Annotated in this window: 16 protein-coding genes; 14 read left to right on the forward strand and 2 right to left on the reverse strand. The window is 42.2% G+C overall.

Annotated elements, in window-relative coordinates; all coding sequences use genetic code 11:
* Positions 1–13: 13 nt before the first annotated feature.
* From B5X72_RS13595 to B5X72_RS13640, 10 genes are all read left to right on the forward strand, one after another.
* The gene (locus B5X72_RS13595) at positions 14–796 is read left to right on the forward strand and encodes a glycosyltransferase family 2 protein (RefSeq protein WP_262497474.1); all 783 of its coding nucleotides are present in this window, start codon (positions 14–16) and stop codon (positions 794–796) included.
* Positions 793–1,599: a glycosyltransferase family 2 protein gene (locus tag B5X72_RS13600; protein ID WP_079717458.1), complete on the forward strand. Its 807-nt coding sequence runs from the start codon at positions 793–795 to the stop codon at positions 1,597–1,599. The genes B5X72_RS13595 and B5X72_RS13600 overlap by 4 nt, the downstream gene beginning before the upstream one ends.
* Positions 1,600–1,633: 34 nt before the next feature.
* Positions 1,634–2,536, forward strand: coding sequence for a glycosyltransferase family 2 protein (locus tag B5X72_RS13605; RefSeq protein WP_079717459.1), 903 nt, complete (start codon positions 1,634–1,636; stop codon positions 2,534–2,536).
* Complete coding sequence (locus tag B5X72_RS13610; RefSeq protein ID WP_079717460.1) at positions 2,517–3,458, forward strand: glycosyltransferase family 2 protein; 942 nt, start codon at positions 2,517–2,519, stop codon at positions 3,456–3,458. The genes B5X72_RS13605 and B5X72_RS13610 overlap by 20 nt, the downstream gene beginning before the upstream one ends.
* A 15-nt stretch (positions 3,459–3,473) precedes the next feature.
* Positions 3,474–4,343, forward strand: coding sequence for a glycosyltransferase family 2 protein (locus B5X72_RS13615; RefSeq protein ID WP_079717461.1), 870 nt, complete (start codon positions 3,474–3,476; stop codon positions 4,341–4,343).
* 2 nt (positions 4,344–4,345) lie between these two features.
* Positions 4,346–5,413, forward strand: a complete 1,068-nt coding sequence (locus B5X72_RS13620; protein ID WP_079717462.1) for a glycoside hydrolase family protein — start codon at positions 4,346–4,348, stop codon at positions 5,411–5,413.
* A 54-nt stretch (positions 5,414–5,467) separates the two neighbouring features.
* A complete protein-coding gene (locus B5X72_RS13625) occupies positions 5,468–6,622 on the forward strand; it encodes a Wzz/FepE/Etk N-terminal domain-containing protein (protein WP_079717463.1) in 1,155 nt (384 codons plus the stop codon).
* Positions 6,623–7,522: a glycosyltransferase family 2 protein gene (locus B5X72_RS13630; protein ID WP_079717464.1), complete on the forward strand. Its 900-nt coding sequence runs from the start codon at positions 6,623–6,625 to the stop codon at positions 7,520–7,522.
* A 416-nt stretch (positions 7,523–7,938) separates the two neighbouring features.
* Positions 7,939–8,859, forward strand: coding sequence for an O-antigen ligase family protein (locus tag B5X72_RS13635; RefSeq protein ID WP_176146207.1), 921 nt, complete (start codon positions 7,939–7,941; stop codon positions 8,857–8,859).
* Complete coding sequence (locus tag B5X72_RS13640) at positions 8,840–9,997, forward strand: glycosyltransferase (protein ID WP_079717466.1); 1,158 nt, start codon at positions 8,840–8,842, stop codon at positions 9,995–9,997. The genes B5X72_RS13635 and B5X72_RS13640 overlap by 20 nt, the downstream gene beginning before the upstream one ends.
* On the opposite strand, the gene B5X72_RS13645 is transcribed toward B5X72_RS13640, so the two are convergent.
* Positions 9,994–11,601, reverse strand: coding sequence for a hypothetical protein (locus B5X72_RS13645; protein WP_079717467.1), 1,608 nt, complete (start codon positions 11,599–11,601; stop codon positions 9,994–9,996). The two genes, B5X72_RS13640 and B5X72_RS13645, sit on opposite strands and share 4 nt — an antisense overlap.
* Before the next feature lie 102 nt (positions 11,602–11,703).
* On the opposite strand from B5X72_RS13645, the gene B5X72_RS13650 reads away from it, so the two are divergent.
* Both B5X72_RS13650 and B5X72_RS13655 read left to right on the forward strand, forming a co-directional pair.
* Positions 11,704–12,471 carry a glycosyltransferase family 2 protein gene (locus B5X72_RS13650; protein WP_079717468.1) on the forward strand — a complete coding sequence of 256 codons (768 nt, stop codon included), beginning with the start codon at positions 11,704–11,706 and terminating at the stop codon, positions 12,469–12,471.
* 9 nt (positions 12,472–12,480) lie between these two features.
* Positions 12,481–13,377, forward strand: a complete 897-nt coding sequence (locus B5X72_RS13655; RefSeq protein ID WP_079717469.1) for an NAD-dependent epimerase/dehydratase family protein — start codon at positions 12,481–12,483, stop codon at positions 13,375–13,377.
* Here the strand turns inward: B5X72_RS13655 and B5X72_RS13660 are convergent.
* Positions 13,363–14,325 carry an MraY family glycosyltransferase gene (locus B5X72_RS13660; RefSeq protein ID WP_079717504.1) on the reverse strand — a complete coding sequence of 321 codons (963 nt, stop codon included), beginning with the start codon at positions 14,323–14,325 and terminating at the stop codon, positions 13,363–13,365. The genes B5X72_RS13655 and B5X72_RS13660 overlap by 15 nt on opposite strands.
* A 566-nt stretch (positions 14,326–14,891) precedes the next feature.
* Here B5X72_RS13660 and glmS point away from each other — a divergent pair.
* Together glmS and B5X72_RS13670 are read left to right on the forward strand one after the other, a co-directional pair.
* A complete protein-coding gene (gene glmS, locus B5X72_RS13665) occupies positions 14,892–16,733 on the forward strand; it encodes a glutamine--fructose-6-phosphate transaminase (isomerizing) (protein WP_079717470.1) in 1,842 nt (613 codons plus the stop codon).
* Between the two features lie 8 nt (positions 16,734–16,741).
* Positions 16,742–18,922, forward strand: a complete 2,181-nt coding sequence (locus tag B5X72_RS13670; protein ID WP_079717471.1) for a DUF4954 family protein — start codon at positions 16,742–16,744, stop codon at positions 18,920–18,922.
* Positions 18,923–19,136 lie beyond the last annotated feature (214 nt).

A 19,136-nucleotide genomic window follows, 5' to 3' on the forward strand; every position in this document is an offset into this window, starting at 1 on the left:
TATTAAAACTAACGTGCCCAAGCTCTCCGTCATAACCATAAATTTCAATAATTTGTTTGGTCTAAAAAAAACCATTGAAAGCGTTATTAATCAAACCTTCAGAGAGTTTGAGTACGTTATCATTGATGGCGGGTCTACGGATGGCAGCAGGGAATTGATCGAGGCGAACCGCGACAAAATAACCTATTGGGTCAGCGAGCCGGACGGGGGCATTTACAATGCCATGAACAAAGGAACCCAAAAAGCGACCGGCGATTTTATTATTTACATGAATTCGGGGGATTATTTCTATGATGACAACGTCCTAAGCAATATCATACCCTTTTTAAACGCCGAAAATGACATCGTTTACGGTGACTTGGTGATCGTAGAACCAAACCGATCGTGGGTAAAGAAATACAATGAAAAGCTTAATTTCCCCTATTTTATAAGGGACACGCTCCCCCATCAGGGAAGTTTTATCCGGACAAGTCTTTTGCATAAACAGCAAGGCCCATATGATGAGCGTTTGTCGATTTGCGCGGATTGGAAATTCTTCATTGATGCTGTCTGCAAACTGCAGGTCAAAACCCACTATGTCGATTATCCAATCTCGTACTATGATTACTCCGGATTAAGTTCAAAAATAGAAAACAGGGAAAAACTCTTGCATGAGAAGAGGCAATTACTAAAGGAGGAGTATGCTGCTTATTATGAACCTTTTCTGAACATGGCAGAGGAGAATAAAGAGATGCGCCGTTTATTAAAATCAAGGATTGTCAAAGCTTACCTAAAAATACGAGGGCTTATTGAATGACAGATATATCCATCATAACGCCATGTTATAATTCCGGTGATTTTCTGCAAGACGCCGTTGACAGTGTTATGCAATACCAAGGTATTCACCGTTATGAGCTCATTATCGTTGATGATGGTTCCACCGATGAGAGTACTCTACAGATTCTTAGACACCTTGCTACCCAGCAAAGCATAACAGTAATCCATCAGGACAACAAGGGGCCAGCAGGAGCTAGAAATACGGGGTGCCGAGCTGCCAAAGGGGAATATTTGCTTTTCTTAGACAGTGATAACAAAATAGAACCTAGATATATTGACGCAGGGATCGACATCTTAAGAAACAAAGCTGAAATTGGCGTTGTGTATTCCGACGCTCATTTCTTTGGAGACGGTAGCAGAAAAAGTTTCAAAACACGGCCTTTTGACATAGACCGCTTGCTATTAGGCAACTATATAGATATGTGTGCTGTAGTTAGAAAGGCTGCCTGGGAGAGTGTAAATGGATTTGACGAATCACGTAACATCGTCGCACACGAAGACTGGGATTTCTGGCTCAATTTGTATGAAAAGGACTGGGGATTCCAGTATATTGACCGCAGGTTATTTTATTACCGAATCAGGGAAGCATCGCTCATCAGCTCTGTCAGGAATTCCGACACGATTGTGGACAAGCTCAACCATATACGACACAAGCACTCGGCCTTATTTGTTCAACGGCACAAAACACTATATGAAAAGATGCGCAAAGAACAACAGGAGTACCGTATAGGACGTTTGATATTAAAACCATACAGGGCATTAAGAAAATGGACAAAAAAATAGAGGATCGGTATTAATCGGTATTAACTTGAATAAAATGGCAGAAAAACCATTAGTGTCAGTTTGCATTCCCGTCTATAATGGAGCCAAGTTTGTCCAGGAAGCCCTTGACTCCCTAACCAGCCAAACCTACAGAAACCTTGAAGTTATAATCAGTGACGATTGCTCTGAAGACAACACCATCCAAATCTGTGAAAAGTTTCAGGAGAAGACCGGGTTCCCTACTTTCATTTACAGGCACAAACCAGAAGGAATTGGCGCCAATTGGAATCATTGCATTGAAAAGGCCAATGGTAGCTACATAAAATTTCTTTTTCAGGACGATATACTGGAGCCTGCATGTATAGAAAAAATGTTGGCCACATTTTCTGTTTATCCGGAGGTAGGATTAGTTGCTTGCAAACGTATTTTTATCATTGATAGTCTTTATGAGGGTACCCCAAAAATAAAAAAGTGGCTTGACGACTACGGGAACTTGCAGAAGTCGTTACCGACACAACCCCATAACGGAATTTATTTACTTGACAGATCGGTATTCAAGTACCGTACCTTTTTCGACAAACCCTTCAATAAAATCGGTGAACCCACAGCGGTAATGTTTCGCCGCGAATTGTTTGATGAGCTAGGGCCTTTCAACACAGCCCTGAAACAAATGTTGGACTACGAATATTGGTACCGAATTTTGAAAGAACACCCTATCGCTGTGCTTGATGAAGCGTTAATCAAATTCAGGCTGCATGAAGACCAAACAACTGCCCGGAATAAAACAAATAAGATAAGTGAGCGAATGTCCTATATTCGATTCATTGAAAAGGAGTTGTTCTTCTATCTAAGCTTCGGGCATCAGCTTGAACTTATCAGAAACAAGACCATTCGACTGATTAGGAAAATCGGGAAAATTACACTAAATGGGATAACCTTTGGAAAAAAATCAATTTAGTATTTCAGCCGTTATTGTAACCTATAACGGTATGAGGCGAAACTGGATAGAAAAATGTTTGGGATCACTACAGGGTTCGTCTGTGCTAGTCGACATCATTGTCATTGACAACGGATCAACCGATGGTAGTGTTGAATTTATTAAACAGCATTATTCGTCCCTAGATCTTGTAATAGCTTCTGAAAACCTGGGATTCGGCAAAGCCAATAACCTTGGCATTCGCAAAGCCCTTGAAAAAGGAGCTGACTTTGTATTTTTGCTTAACCAGGATGCCTGGGTAGATGTAAATACAATAGAGGAACTGGTAAAACAGCAACAACTACACCCCGAATACGGCATCCTAAGCCCTATTCATTGCAATGGTAACGGCGATGCCCTCGATTACCGCTTCTCGGAATACATTTCTCCACAAAAAGGATGTAAACTGCTTTCCGACCTCCTGGTCGTCGATAGGCAAACGTCTGGCATCTACGACGTCGGTTTCGTCAATGCCGCAGCTTGGCTTATTAGCAAGGAATGCCTGCGAAAGGCAGGAGGGTTTAGTCCAATGTTTTATCATTATGGCGAAGATGTGAATTATTGTCACCGTGTGCAATACCATGAGTTTAAAATAGGAATACACCCTCGTGTAAAAATATATCATGATCGGCTTGAAACAACTTCCAGTAAATTTTTCTCTCCCGACGAAACTAAAAAGCGAGTGCTTTTTGTAAAAATGCTCAACCCAAATAGTCCGCTTTCCTACCGCAAAGCTAGCAAAGCCATAAGACGTGAGTTATTTAAATGTTTGATTAATTTGGACTTTAAAGCCGCTTGGAGATTCCTTATGGTTAAAAATGAAATTTTAGCAATGAAAAATACTATTGAGAATCATTTGAACGAAGTTATATCCGGCAAGTCATTTTTATACATAAATGATTGACCAACCCATATAAACATGATCAAAGTATCTATAATTATCCCTGTTTACAACGATGAGAAATATCTTATATCGACGTTGGCAGCGATATCGCCTCAAATCAATGACAAGAAACACATTGAAATCATTATTGTGGATAATGGCTCAAGTGACACATTTCAATGGCTAGAGCAATCGGAACAGATTAAATTGCTTAGGGAAAAAACGAATTTAAATAGTCCTTATTCTTGCCGGAATCGCGGGATCGAGATTGCCAAAGGAGATATTATCGTTCTTTTAGATGCTACCTGCTGTCCTCAAAATGATTGGTTGGAGAAGGGTTTAAATTATCTTGATACCACAAAAGCTGATATAGTAGGTGGTAATGTCTTGTTTGATTTTGCAGGGAAAGTAACAGGCGCTAAATTATATGATGCGATGACGAATATCAAGATGGAAGAATCGATTAAAAAGGGGGTAGCGAAAACAGCAAACTTGTTTATAAAAAAATCTGTTTTCGATAAGATTGGTTTGTTTCCAGAGGGTATTCGTTCAGGGGCTGATGTGCGTTGGACATATAAGGCAACTTCAAATGGATTAAAACTGGTGTTTTGTCATGATGCTATCGTATACAAACCAGCAAGAGGTTTTAAGGAGTTACTCAAGAAGCAGTGGCGTGTGGGATTGCATCAGCCGTTGATTTGGCATGAACTGGGTAAACGGAAATCAAAGATAGGTATGGTTGCGCGGCTATTAACACCGGTAAATCCGGTCGTTATAAAAAAAAATATGGATAAAAGATTTGGTGATGAAGCACGCGGTTTGTTTATTCCACTTTTATTTTCAGCACAATTGAGCAAGAGTATTATGGGGTTGGCAAATTTAATTGGATCCTTTTCTAAGAAATAAATATGACGAGACAAACGCTAAAAGAAACTATTTATACCAGTGCTCAAAGAGCGTTGGTGCAAATTAGGAAAGACGGCTCCTTGCCACCAGGCCATAATGGACCTTATTTTGACAACGAGACTCCAGTGAGAAATACTGGACATTGGCTGATGGTCTTTTTGAAAGCGTATGAGCATTCAGGAGAGTCTAGGTTTAAAGAAGCGGCAGCGCAATGCCTCAATTTTCTTTTATCAGAAAAATCAAGACCTCACAACGCGACATTCTGGCATAGGATGAACCCTAAAAAGGATTTCACGAATGGCTTAATTGGACAGGCTTGGACAATAGAGGCACTAGTGTATGCATACACTGTTTTTAAAGATGAACGAATCCTTGAAGTAGCAAAAGAGGTATTTAATCTGCACCCATACGATAACGAACTTAAAGGATGGAAAACGGTCAATATAGACGGCGCGGTCAGCCGTTTTGACTACACATTCAATCACCAACTTTGGTTCTGCGCAGCTGGTGCGCTGCTTTTAAAAGAAGGCTCTGATAAAGCAAGCGAGTCGGTGATGGATTTTATTAAAAACATTCCTAACGCCGTAAAACTTTACAACAGTGGGGTAATTAGACATATTCCCCCCTTTTTTCTTAAAAAGGGGCTAATTATGAAATTACGCGCGTTTGTTTCAGAAATGAGGCGAAATATCAAAGAATATTCATATATATATCAAAAGTCTATCGGCTATCATGGTTTCAATCTGTATGCGATTGCTCTTATTGACAATACACTAAAAGATTCAAATTTATTGCGAACCAATTCTATAAAAAAAGCCATTAGAGCTACAGAAAAAAATACCTTTCGGAAGCTAACACTGTCAAGTAAGTACGCTTATCCATACAACCCTATTGGTTTCGAACTAGCTTATACTTACTATGTGTTAGGTGATATCGAAAAAACTGATTACTGGCTAACTCAGCAATATCAACAAACATTTGACACTAATTCAGGCATGTTTGATGGAGGGAAGACTTTTGATAAATTAACTGCAGCAGCTAGAATCTACGAAGCCATAAGATTAGTTTAATGTGATTCGGGAAAAAATAACGTTATTTGATGACGAAATAAGCTTATTAATAGAATGGAAACTGGTCTTGATCAAGAAATAAGATTGTTTGTAAGTGAAAGCCGCGATAACGAAGCGATAAAGATTAAGTCGCTCCTATCAGTGTTTTATAGTGGTAGATGGCTAGTACTTGCTATAGTATTTGTATTTTTTGTTTTTGGTGTTTTATGGGGCATCAGTACTCCAAAAGAGTTTACAACGACTTCTAAAGTTTTAACCGAAGAAAACGATGGCTTATCAAACAATATGGGTCTGGGAAATTTGAGTGCACTAGTGGGAATAAACAGCCGAAATGTTGCTACGATTGAAACGCTCACCCCTGACTTATATCCTGCTATAGTCACGAATAGTGATTTTTTACTCGAATTAGCGCGAGAAAAGTACTATTTCAGAGAGTTGGACACAAATATCTCATTGGTTACTTTTTTTTCAGACTTTGAAAAAGAGAACTGGATAAAATATGGGGTAAAGCAAATATTTAACTTGCCTTCAAAACTACTCAACAAAACACCGGATATACAATTAGATACCGTAAATACAAATCAATTATCAACTACTGTATTAGATGGCGATTCAACCAATAAAAACTCTCAAATTCTTTCTATTGCAGCGCCCGAAATTATGGCTTTATCGAAACTGCAAAAAAGAATAACTGTATCTAAAGTAAACAAGATTATAGAGTTATCCACTGAAATGCCTGATGCAGATGTAAGCGCCATTTTAAATAAGAAAATTATCGATTATCTCATAAACTATGTCACTAAATATAAAACCGACAAAGAGCGCCAAAATAATATTTTCATTCAAAACCAGCTAAAGGAGGCCGAAGATCAGTTTAATAAGAATCAAAATGCTTTGGCTTCATACTTAGATGCCAACATCGGAATCATAAGAGAAAAAGATAAGTCTGTGGTTCAGAAATTGCAGACTGAATTAAGGCTATCAACAGAGGTATATACCAATTTATCACAGCAGTTGGAACTTTCTAAACTGAAGTTAGAACAATCGAAACCGATACTTACAATATTTGAAAATCCCAAACGGCCTATCGCACCAAGTTCTACCTCTACCTTTGGGGCAGTATTGGCATTTATTGTTTTAGGTTTTTTTTTATCAATTACGTTGATTTGCGGAAAAATTTTTTGGGAGTTTTTTAAACAAGCTAAATGAATGGCTAATCTTCCTTTTGTAAGTGTTATTATCCCTGTATTCAACAATGCAGTGGGCCTTTTTAAAACACTAAGTAGGATAAATCAACAACATTATCCAAAAGACAGGTATGAAGTAATTGTTGTCGATAATGGATCTATAGATGCTCCTGAGAAAATAGCGAAAGCGTTTGGCGCGACATTCCTTAGAGAAATCCACCATCTGAATAGTCCGTATTCTGCTCGAAACAGGGGGTTAGAAATCGCTAAAGGGTCAATCTTAATACTGTTGGACACGACTTGTCAACCAATAGAACAATGGATGGTTAATGGTATTAAAGATTTACGAGCCAAAGGCGTAGACCTCATTGCTGGTAATGTCGCTTTCGCGGTTGACCATAACAGTTCGATAGGCGAGATTTACGATTCCGTATCGAATATTAAAATGAGAGAATTGGTTGAAAACCGTGGAATGGCGGCGGGCTGTAACCTTTTTGTAAAACGCGAGGTGTTTGAATGTATTGGTCACTTCGAGGAAGGCTTAAGATCCGGAGGAGATTTGAGATGGACTAAAAAAGCAACGGAAAATGGTTTTAAATTATCTTATTCCAATGAAGCTAAGGTGCTAATGACACCAAAAAAATTCAAGGCCTTGCTTTTAAAAGCAATTAGAGTTTCCAAAGGTCATCCACGACTTTGGTTAGAAGAAAAAGTATTTTTGGCAAACTTTATTAAACGAGTCTTACTTTTTTGGTTGCCACCCAATCCGTTGTATCTAAAAAAAAATATTGCGAATAGCAGTTTTCCCGAGGCAAAACGATATTTTGTTTTACTATACCTCATCAGATATCTATTTCGACTAATAAGTATTATTGGCTTTATTCAAGGGGGACTCTTATTTATTCAATCTGAAAAAAAATGACTAAATATATAATTCATATACCTCGTTCATTTGTCAGACTTGAGATTTCTACATATAATTACGCCCTTATTGCCTTTCTTTTCTTTTTTATTAGGCCATATCCTCAGGCCTATATTGGCGCAATGGCTATGCGAATTATTGATATGGTAGTATTATGTCTACCCTTAGCTTTTTTTTTGATTAGTAAACAACAAGTAAAGTCTGACAGTAGAATATCATTTATCTTTTCCATATTCTTCCTAATTTTTACTTTTGGGCTATTGTCTCTTTCAATTGGTTACTTTTTGAATCTCACCTCGTTAAGTTTCCGAGATCCCCTTGATGTAGTTCGATATTTGCAAATTCCGGTTTTCTTATTCTTCGGATACCACATAAGTATGAATGACCGTTTCGACGTAAGGCATCCATATTACATTATGGCAATCGTTATAATTGCGATTACAGGCTTAGCGCTACTGCAAAAGTTTCTTCCTTCACAAATTAGCTTCCTTACAAAACTGTATTCTCCCGAACATCAAAGCGAGAAATTATTTACGACTCAACGTGTCACATCAATTTTTGGCAATCCGAATACAACGTCTTTAATGACATGCTTAATCCTTTCATTTTTTCTATCGGCAATGATCACAAAAGGGGTAATTGGTAAGGCAACCACTTATTTTTTTGTTGCGATGGGATTTATGACAATTCTATTATCCGGTTCACGAACAGGCTTTCTCGCATTTGCGCTTTTAATGGCTATATATCTGTTTACGAGAACAAAGCAGAAAATTATTGTAATATTGGCAACAATAGGAGCTCTTCTTATCATCTATTTGCTAAGAAATGAGATTTTGGAAATAATAAAATATTTTAATCACTATCTATACTTAGGCTTAAAAATCATCCTCAATATGGATATCGAGACCCTTGTTTCTGAAGGAAACACATTCTCCAAGCGTTTTGGGACTTGGGCCAGGGCGTTAAGTATTTTTGAATTGTCGCCAGTTTTTGGTGTGGGGCCTTTACGAGGTGTTGTGACTTCCTCTACCGATAATTTTTACCTTTATATTTTATTGAGAAACGGCTTGGTAGGTTTAGTCTTATACTTCGCTTTTATCATTTATAGTGTGCGTGTAGCCCTAAAAATCAAAAATGCTACTAGCGTAAGATCACCTGTAACTTTGCTAGCAAATGCCTATATCTTTCAGACAGCGGTAATCCTGTTCATGAATTTTTTAATTGAGGCACAGATTCAAAATGTTGTCATCTATTTGCATTTAACGACCCTAGGAGTTCTCATCGGTATGAGCAAACAAACCAAATTCAAAATTCTGAATGAATCAAAAAAAACTTAAAGTTGTGCATTTAACTAGCGTGCACGCGCGCTATGATAATCGGATCTTATTCAAACAGTGCGTTTCATTGTCCAATCATGGTTTTGAGACAACTCTAATTGTTGCAGATGGCCATGGTAATGAGATTTTTAAGGATAATTTAAACATTCTTGATGTAGGCAGCAAAAAGGGACACCTACATAGAATGTCTGTCGTATGTTACAAGATTTATCGGCTGGCTTTAAAGTTAGAAGCCCAAATCTATCAAATACACGATCCGGAGTTGATACTTGTTGCTTATTTTCTTTTCAAGAAAGGTAAAAAAATTATATACGATATACATGAAGATTACCGGACATCCATCCTGCAAAAAAAATATATTTGGAAACCGGCAAGGAGACTGATTGCTAGAATTTATGACCGTATAGAGTCTTTCGCCATAAAGCGATTCACAATTTTACTTGCCGAAAAGTATTACAAAGAGTTTTCATCAAAAGGCGTGACAATACTTAACTATCCTATAATCTCCAACAATGATAAAGACTGTAATGCTCCTGTTTCAGAAACAAGCGAGCATCAGTCTAATAATTCGAAAAATGAGCAAATAAAATTACTTTATACAGGGAATGTTACTGAAGCTCGCGGGGCTTTTAATCATAGTAAACTAGTTGATCTTTCAGACGACATTTATGTTACCTTTGTGGGGTTCTGCTCAGGCGAACTGGCAAGCCGCATGTTAGATAGTATCATTCGAGTAAGTGCCATTAAAATTATTGGGAAAGATTCTTATGTCCCACAAACTGAAATTCAACAAATTTACCTTCAAAACTGGACTGCTGGGTTAGCACTATTTCCGAAAACCGCTCATTACGAAAGAAAAGAACTGACAAAATTTTTTGAGTATATGCTTAACGGCATTCCAATAATTTGTTCTGACTTTCCTTTGTGGAAAGAATTTGTAGAAAAAAATGAATGTGGATTTGCCGTGTCACCAAATAATTCCGCAGAGGTCTATAAAGTGATTCAGCGTCTCTTCGATGATCCTCTGTTGCGAAAAAAGCTTGGTCACAATGGCAAACTTATGGTCACCAAGTACTATAATTGGGGAACACAAGAGAAGAAGCTTTTAGCCGTATATAATTCCCTTACAGAAGTTTAGCTTTCCCCCTGCCATCTACTTAAGTAATTAAAAAGATTGCTTTTCCTTTGTTCCGGAATAGTGATATTTTCAACAGCTTCTACGCCCAACCGATCTTCTAATTGTTTAAGATACAGTGACCGAGGGCCGCTTTTTGTATCAATACCCCCAAATATCGCATCCAATACCTTTCCAATACCAGATGAACCAATTGAATGGCGAGTTGTGATATTCCAATTCATCGCAGTAGGTGGCACCTCAGCTACAACGCCATTTGGCTTTTGGGAAACACAATTCCATAGCATAACTTGCGCGCCGGTCCAACCATGGCCAGTACCATTCTGCTTAGCGTTAATTACTTTTATCGTATTGGAATATACATTGTCAAATAGTATACCTGTAGCCCAGCGCTGATGAGGTCCAGTATCTACACTAGCGTTAGTTGAATAACAGTCAAGGAACACATTCGGTCCGGTTACCCTACCTCCCGTCACAAAATCGTGGCGACCCGATCGAGTATAGCAGCGTTGTATGAGGTTAAATGAGCCCGAAACAATATTGAATGAATATCTTCTGCCTCCAGAATTCTGTGATACCGGATCTAGCATAGCACAGTCCTCGACAGTATTGAAAACTGCATTTTTTAATATTGTAACGCAAGATTGTCCGAAATACTGTGCTGTTACTCCTCTAACCCAACAGTGCTCGGAATTGGCAATTTTAACCGCTTCCCATCCGTGGTTCTCATCATTAGGACTTGTATATCTCGAAACCATTCTAACGTACTCTACGCCACTTTGCTTAGTGACCCTGTTGATACGAGCTTTCGCGACACTCGCCCCCCCGTAAGATTTATATATTGGATCCACTAATGGTATGTTAACTTCCAATTGGTTTCCCTTGATAGCTGTTACAATTCGCTCATGATCGATACGATAGCTTTCTGGTTTCCAACCATATTTACTCATTCCGATCGCTTTAATCCAAGCATCATTAGGTTCTTTTCGGATGAAAATCGTATCTCCAACAGCGAAGTCACTAATACGCTCTACAGCGAAGCTAACACTGCCAGTTGGAACAAAATCATCAGTTATTCGCTGTCGAGTCTGATCTATTTGTTCAACTATGGATGCGTCCGTACCTATACCAATCAAAATCTGCTTATTCTTACCTGTAGCCACTAAAACCGTACCATCTTTACCTTGCCCCTCCCCTGCCAAAACCACTCCCGAAGCGGCAATAGTCAACTTACCCTTGATTTCATATTCGCCCTTTTTTAGTAATATTTTACCTCTAAATCCATTTTCATCTAACGGTAAATTACTAATTTGAATAATCGCGTCTTGTAATCTTTTAGTTTGGTCTCCTTTCTCAGGCTCCAAAATAATTTTAGTACTTACAGTAGGAATTGATACCCCCCCTCCCTTATAACCAGCATGCGAAAAGTCTGGTATCACATTGACGCTATTTGCATCTCCACTATTTGCATAATTTACCAATGACAGTTGTCCTTTTTGATTTAGTTTAAGAACTTTCGAAGCTGTACTTTGGCCTTGCACACATGAAGAAACTACCGTGAAGATTACGGTAAAGAAAAATGCACTATTGAAATTACTTTTTAACATACTTTAAACTTAATACTGTAATCTATTAATTGGAAACTACCACAATATTTTAATTAAATTTGCTCCAAATAATTGCTATATATTGATCGTTTTCATAAAATAATGCGAAATTATCCAAACGTACACAATCCTTGTGTAACAATAATCACACCACTTTACAATGGCGGACAATTTGTGAGCGAATCAATAGCTAGCATTGTTAATCAAACCTATTCTAATTGGGAACTCATTGTCATAGATGACTGTTCCACAGACGACGGCACCAGAATCGTAGAGGAATACCAAAAAGGGGATAACCGAATCAAATTAATCCGAAATGAGTGTAATCTCGGACCGGCGAAAACACGCAATCTTGGTATCGAAGCTGCTGCTGGGCGATACATCGCTTTCTTAGATAGCGATGACATCTGGTTGCCTAATAAGCTCGAAGTTCAGCTCCGATTTATGGAGGATAACAATACACCGTTTACATTTGCGTATTACGAACAAATTGACGAACAGGGGAAACTTATAAAGAAAATGGATTATTTCCCCAAGAAAGTCACCTACCGGTCAACCATGATGTCTAATAAAATTGGTTGCCTGACAGCAATGTATGATACGCAGTATTTCGGTAAAGTTTATATGGTTGATATAAGGAACCGACAAGACTATACACTTTGGTTGCAACTGTTAAAGAAAGTAGACTATGCATATTGTGTCCCGGAAATACTAGCGAGATACAGGGTAAGGAAAGGTTCCATATCCAGCAATAAATGGAAACTTGTAAAATACCATTGGCATATTTATCGGCATATAGAACAGCAATCATTTTTCACATCTTTGTATTACATCACAAACTACATCACACTACGGCTGCTGAGAAAATAAACCAACCAAATGATTATATTAGTCACCGGCTTCACCGGCTTTGTCAGACAAAATCTGATTCCTTACCTGAAGGGACAAGGCATGGATTGCCTACCAATTTCGCTTAGGGACGACCAATGGCAACAAAAATTGATAGCTAATTACACGGCCATCATCCACCTTGCCGGCAAAGCCCACGATACCAAAAACATCAGTAGTCCGGAAGAATATTTCCAGGTCAATACCGAATTAACCAAACAACTGTTTGATCGATTTTTAGAAAGTGATGCGCGGGATTTTATTTATTTCAGCAGCGTGAAAGCAGTAGCTGATTCAGTAGTAGGAATTCTCGATGAAGAGGCCGAACCCAATCCCCAAACCCCTTACGGCAAATCCAAGTGGATGGCCGAGCAATACCTCAACAGCCAGCCATTGCCTGACGGGAAACGCTTGTTTATCCTGCGCCCCTGTATGATTCACGGGCCGGGCAATAAAGGTAACCTTAATTTATTATACCAAGTTGTGAGTAAGGGCTTACCCTACCCATTGGCAGCATTCGATAACCGCCGTTCGTTCCTTTCTGTCGAAAACCTCCAATTTGTCATCAAATGGATTCTTAAGAATCCGGATGTCCTTGGGGGGACGTATCATTTAGCGGATGACGATGCGCTATCGACAAACGAACTCATCCGCCTAATCGGTGAAGCCCGAGGAAAAAAAGCAAGATTATGGAAGATATCACCAGGGCTAATCAAGGGGATAGCGCGTCTGGGTGATAAAACGAAACTGCCGTTAAATAGTGAACGCTTAAAAAAATTAACAGAAAGCTATGTGGTGAGCAATGAAAAAATCAAAGCGGCTTTGAAGATTAACAGATTGCCTGTTTTGGCAAAGGATGGGTTAATGAAAACCCTACGAAGTTTTTAAAACACCTCCCAGTATATACCGCCTTATCCCAACATACGCCAATGTAAGCAAAGCCAAAAGACACAACGCCACTTTGAGCTGCGTGATAGATGGATAATCCGTCGCTATCATAATCAACACTCCCACCCCAACCTGCAATAAACCATAACACGTCGCTATCACCAACCGGTTCCCTCTGCCCTCATTCGCCAAATATTGATACAGATGCGTCCGGTGCGCCTTAAAGATATTCTCCCGATTGAATAATCGGTGAATGATCGTAAGCACACTATCCACCCCATACACCGCAAAAAACATGATGTAAATAAGATTCCCCGTTGCTAAAATCAGGCTTAGCGTCGCAAAAATCAAGATAAAACTCATGCAGACACTTCCGACATCGCCGGCAAAACACTTCGCGCGCTTCCGGAAGTTGAAAAACGCAAATACCCCATTGGCAACAGCCGTGCAATACAATAAGCGATCGTCGATAAAGCCCACATCCCGGTTGACCAGCCAGAGCAGCAATAAAACGGCAAAGCTGTAGCTTGACGTAATGCCATTGATTCCATCCATAAAGTTATAGGCGTTGATGGTACCGATAACCAACACCAACGCCAGTAAAATCAGATACCAGGAATAGTCGAAAAGCCGCACATCGGTAAACAGCAATAATACGGCAATCAAATGGATACTGATTCGCAGCCGGTTTGATAGTGTAAGCACATCGTCAAGGAAGCTGATAAGCGTAATCAGTGTGAGGCCTGCGAAAAAGAGCGGATGAGCCCCTCCGCTCCAGACAAACCACGCCAATGCCCCTAAATAAAACACCACCCCGCCACCACGAATCGTCACTAGCGTATGGCTACTACGCTCGTTGGGCTTATCAATGATGTTGTAGCGATCAGCAATTCGAAAATACAACAATATGGACACAAACAACGAGGCGGCTATACACGCGTAAATCATGCGGGCAAAGATAATTCTTTGCCCATACATTCACTAATCTACGCGCCGTTTTAGCAAGCAGTAAAGGCAAGCCAAAGTTTCTACGCTAACCGCTTTCAAGTTTTTGTGGTTTATGGCCAATATGAAGATGCGGTACTCCCTGTAAATCGGCCATAGGCCAACTCCGCTACAACAAAAGCCTTCCCTTACCTCCGCACTACCCATTTTATACCCTTTTACTACCTTCAGGGTAAGGAATGGGTAAGGAAAAGGTATGGAAAGGGTAAGGAAACGGTATAGAAAGGGTATGGAAAGGGTATAGAAAGGGTATGGAAAGGGTATGGAAAGGGTAAGGCAGGGGTAAGGAAGAGGTAAGCCAGGGGTAAGGAAGAGGTAAGCCAGGGGTAAGCAAATGGTAAAGCTCTACTAAGCATTCGGTAAAGCGTTGGCGGCACGGGCGGACACAGTAAGGTTAATCGAATGGTGCGCTTGCCGCTTTTATAGCGTAAAAAAAACCGTCCGCAATCGATTGATTAGTCGCAAAAATCCTATTTTTGCCGTCATACCAAACAACAAAGACATCATATATGTGCGGAATTGTAGGCTATACGGGCCAGAAACAGGCGTATCCCATCTTAATCGACGGACTGAAAAAATTGGAATACCGGGGCTATGACAGCGCTGGCGTGGCATTGCATAGCGGGGATGACGTCCTCGTGTATAAGAAGCAGGGCAAGGTAGCGGCACTGGAAACGTTTGCTGCCGCGCAACCGCTCACAGCGACAACAGGCATCGGCCATACGCGATGGGCCACGCATGGTGAACCTTCCGACCGCAATGCACATCCGCATTATTCCTCATCCAAGCATATCGCCCTCATCCATAATGGCATTATCGAAAACTATGGGCAGCTGAAAAATGAGCTGCTTAATAAAGGGTATACCTTCAACAGTGATACGGACTCAGAGGTACTACTCAACTTTATCGAAGATATCAAGATCAACAACGTGTGTTCGCTGGAAGAAGCGGTACGCATCGCGCTCAAACGTGTCACCGGCGCATATGTCATCCTGCTGATCGACAAAGATCTTCCTGACACCATTATCGCTGCGCGGAAGGGCAGCCCTTTAGTCATTGGCGTGGGGAAAAACGAGCACTTCCTCGGCTCGGACGCCTCGCCCATGCTTGCCTATACCAAGGAGGTGGTGTACATCAACGACTACGAACTGGCTATCGTAAGGCCCGATGAGCTTATCCTAAAAAACCTGGGCAACGAACGCATCACGCCTTTCGTGCAAAAGCTGGACATGGAGCTGGCGGCTATTGAAAAGGGCAACTTCGACCATTTCATGCTTAAGGAAATACACGAACAGCCTCAGACCATCCAAGATTCGCTGCGGGGCAGGCTGAACGCCGAACAGGGGACCATCACATTGAGCGGCCTGGAAAAAATACAGGACAAGCTGCGCGAGGCCAACCGCATTGTCATCGTGGCCTGCGGCACAAGCTGGCACGCGGGGCTTATCGGCGAATATTTGATCGAGGAGCTTTGCCGGCTCAATGTGGAAGTCGAATACGCGTCGGAATACCGCTATCGCAATCCAATCGTGTCACCAAAAGATGTCATCCTTGCCATTTCCCAGAGCGGCGAAACAGCGGATACATTGGTAGCGCTGGAAAACGCCAAGAAACAGGGGGCAACAATTTTCGGTATCGTCAATGTGGTGGGCTCATCCATCGCCCGGCTGGCCGATGCGGGGGCGTATACCCACGCGGGACCGGAAATCGGCGTGGCCAGCACGAAGGCGTTCACTGCACAGCTTGCTGTACTGCAGCTCATCGCACTGAAACTTGCCGAGATACGGGGTACGATATCAAATGAATTGTTCCAGACGCTGCTCCGCGAACTGGATGACGTACCCGCCAAGGTGGAGTGGGTATTGAAAAACCAAGTGGAAAACATCAAAGCCATCGCGCGCGGCTATAAGGATGCGGCAAACTTCCTTTACCTGGGCCGTGGATATAACTTCCCAATCGCCCTGGAGGGTGCGTTGAAACTGAAGGAAATCACGTATATCCATGCTGAGGGGTATCCGGCGGCGGAGATGAAACATGGACCCATCGCCCTGGTGGACGAAAGCCTACCCGTGGTGTTTGTAGCAACCAAGGATGTGTACCACGAGAAAATCGTGAGCAACATTCAGGAAATCAACGCCCGCAAGGGCAAGGTGGTGGCCGTGGTATCCGAGGGAGACGATGCGATAAATGACATGGCCGAAGCGGTGATGGTTGTACCTGCTTGTCACGAAATTGTGGCGCCGCTGGTGGCCGTCATCCCGTTGCAATTGTTGGCCTATTACATTGGCGTGGAACGGGGCTTGGATGTAGACAAACCACGCAACCTGGCCAAATCGGTCACTGTAGAATAACCAAACGCATGATCATTCACAAAAAACCTCTTCATACGCTGGGTTATGATTTTATCCCCGGCGAATACCTGCCGCAGGGCGCGGATGAGTATTACCTCCGCAACCGGCAGCAACTGTCGGCATACAGCTACCGGCCTCTTTCCGAAACTGAAATTGACCGTCTTATGCGTAACGGCAACTATTCGCCCAACTGGGCTGATGTGTGGGTGACGGACAGTTTCCTGCCCGAGCAGATTGAGCACAGCAAATTCTATGGACGGGTGCGCATCGGCGATATGGAGGCTATCTATTTGGAGTACCGCGACCTGAAGCTGCCCGCGGGCATTTACAACAGCACAATCGTAAGCTGCGACATCGGGGGGCGGACTGCTGTACATAACGTGCGCTACCTCGCACACTTCGTTATTGGCGATGAGGTAGTGCTCTTCAACATCAATGAGATGGAGACGAGCAGCAATGCCAAATTCGGCAACGGCATCCTCCGGGATGGCGACGCCGAAAGTAGCCTCATCGAGTTGGAGCTGTGCAACGAAAACGGTGGCCGCGGGGTACTGCCTTTCGATGGCATGCAGGCTTCGGATGTGTACCTCTGGACACGCCACCGGCATGACCGCCAGTTGCAGGATCGGTTTAGTGCCATGACCTTCCAGCGGTTTGATACCTTCCGCGGTTATTACAGCGTGGTGGGCCACCGGACGGTCATCAAAAACTCCCACACCATCAAGGATGTGAAGATAGGCACGGACGCCTACATCAAGGGCGTAAATAAATTGAAGAACGTAACGGTCAATTCCATAACCGGAGCCTATACGCAAATCGGAGAAGGGTGCGAACTGGTCAATGGTATCATCGGACATGGCTGCCGCATCTTCTATGGTGTGAAGGCCGTGCGCTTTATACTGTCGTCGTTTTCGCAACTCAAATATGGTGCCCGCCTCATCAATTCTTTCTTGGGTGACAACAGCACCATATCGTGCTGTGAGGTGCTCAACTCGCTCATCTTCCCGGCGCATGAGCAGCACCACAATAATTCGTTTCTCTGCGCGGCGCTGGTGATGGGGCAAAGCAACATGGCCGCGGGCGCTACCGTGGGCTCCAACCACAACTCCCGGGGCGCGGATGGTGAAATCATCGCCGCCAGGGGCTTCTGGCCCGGCCTGTGCGTGAGCCTCAAGCACAACTCGCGCTTCGCCTCGTACACGCTCATCGTCAAAGGCGATTTTCTCCACGAGCTGGACGTCCGCCTGCCGTTCGCGATGGTGAGCCACGACGTGGCCAACGACCGCCTCGTCATCCTGCCGGCTTATTGGTTCTTGTACAACATGTATGCGTTGATGCGCAACAATACGAAATTCCTCAACCGCGATAGGCGCACACTTAAAAACCAACATTTTGAATATGATGTGCTGGCGCCCGACACCATAAATGAGGCATTCGCGGCCCTCCGCGAAATCGAAACGGCGGTTGGAAAGGCGTTCTACCCAGATGTTCAAAATACCGATTGGGCAACGCTGGGCCGGAAAATCATCGATGACGCTACCATCAATCTGGCAGACCACGAAATTTTGCTGGAAGGCGTGGAAAACTCCAAACGCAAGGTGGTGCTCATTAAAGTGCGCGAAGGCTATGTTGCCTACCGCCGGATGGTTGAATATTATGCGGCAACCCAGCTCAAGCACTATTTCGATGGCCACACATTTGAACAATTCAAAGCGGAATACCTTGACCCCACCGTACAATTCGGGCGGATGCCGTTCGAAAACATGGGGGGCCAGCTCGTGCGTAAGCCCGACATGGACGCGCTGCTCGACGATATCCGGACGGGAAAAATCGCGGATTGGGATAAGGTACACCAGCGCTATCACCTATTGAGCAACGAATACCCCACGCATAAACTTGAGCACGCCATCGCTTCATTGCTGGAGCTTAACGGCATGGAAAAAGCGGAGCTAACCCGTGATTTTATTCGGCAGCTAATCGATGAAAGTGTAAAGACTAAGGAATGGATTTGCAGAGAGATTTATAAAACACGTGCGAAAGATTATAGTAACCCTTTCCGCCAGATGGTCTACGAAAACCTCGATGAAATGAAAGCCGTGGTAGGCAGCCTGGAAAACAATGCCTTTATCTTGCAGCAACAGGAAGAATATGAACGTTATCGCGCTTCTGCTGCAGGTATTCAAGTATAGAAGGAACTGCTATACTGCCCCAGACTATTGCAGGTTATTTGGATAACGTTTTCACAATTAAGCGTGATTCAGACGGCAAAAGTACTTTTCTCCGGCTAAAAAAGCATCCTAACCTCTTATATTATAAGCTAAAACAACTACAACGTTTTCGTAAATTTAATTGCGTAAACGATTGCATTAATGACTCGCTTATTTGTATAATTGCGTTCGACAA

Source organism: Parapedobacter luteus, assembly GCF_900168055.1.
GTDB lineage: Bacteria > Bacteroidota > Bacteroidia > Sphingobacteriales > Sphingobacteriaceae > Parapedobacter > Parapedobacter luteus.

What these genes read in the sequence shown, in the direction of transcription:
- B5X72_RS13615 (WP_079717461.1), top strand. Translation starts at nt 3,474, where the DNA reads ATGATCAAAGTATCTATAATTATCCCTGTTTACAACGATGAGAAATAT.
- B5X72_RS13655 (WP_079717469.1), top strand. Translation starts at nt 12,481, where the DNA reads ATGATTATATTAGTCACCGGCTTCACCGGCTTTGTCAGACAAAATCTG.
- B5X72_RS13670 (WP_079717471.1), top strand. Translation starts at nt 16,742, where the DNA reads ATGATCATTCACAAAAAACCTCTTCATACGCTGGGTTATGATTTTATC.
- B5X72_RS13645 (WP_079717467.1), bottom strand. Translation starts at nt 11,601, where the DNA reads ATGTTAAAAAGTAATTTCAATAGTGCATTTTTCTTTACCGTAATCTTC.
- B5X72_RS13630 (WP_079717464.1), top strand. Translation starts at nt 6,623, where the DNA reads ATGGCTAATCTTCCTTTTGTAAGTGTTATTATCCCTGTATTCAACAAT.
- B5X72_RS13660 (WP_079717504.1), bottom strand. Translation starts at nt 14,325, where the DNA reads ATGATTTACGCGTGTATAGCCGCCTCGTTGTTTGTGTCCATATTGTTG.
- B5X72_RS13605 (WP_079717459.1), top strand. Translation starts at nt 1,634, where the DNA reads ATGGCAGAAAAACCATTAGTGTCAGTTTGCATTCCCGTCTATAATGGA.
- B5X72_RS13650 (WP_079717468.1), top strand. Translation starts at nt 11,704, where the DNA reads ATGCGAAATTATCCAAACGTACACAATCCTTGTGTAACAATAATCACA.
- B5X72_RS13635 (WP_176146207.1), top strand. Translation starts at nt 7,939, where the DNA reads ATGGCAATCGTTATAATTGCGATTACAGGCTTAGCGCTACTGCAAAAG.
- glmS (WP_079717470.1), top strand. Translation starts at nt 14,892, where the DNA reads ATGTGCGGAATTGTAGGCTATACGGGCCAGAAACAGGCGTATCCCATC.
- B5X72_RS13600 (WP_079717458.1), top strand. Translation starts at nt 793, where the DNA reads ATGACAGATATATCCATCATAACGCCATGTTATAATTCCGGTGATTTT.
- B5X72_RS13640 (WP_079717466.1), top strand. Translation starts at nt 8,840, where the DNA reads ATGAATCAAAAAAAACTTAAAGTTGTGCATTTAACTAGCGTGCACGCG.
- B5X72_RS13620 (WP_079717462.1), top strand. Translation starts at nt 4,346, where the DNA reads ATGACGAGACAAACGCTAAAAGAAACTATTTATACCAGTGCTCAAAGA.
- B5X72_RS13625 (WP_079717463.1), top strand. Translation starts at nt 5,468, where the DNA reads ATGGAAACTGGTCTTGATCAAGAAATAAGATTGTTTGTAAGTGAAAGC.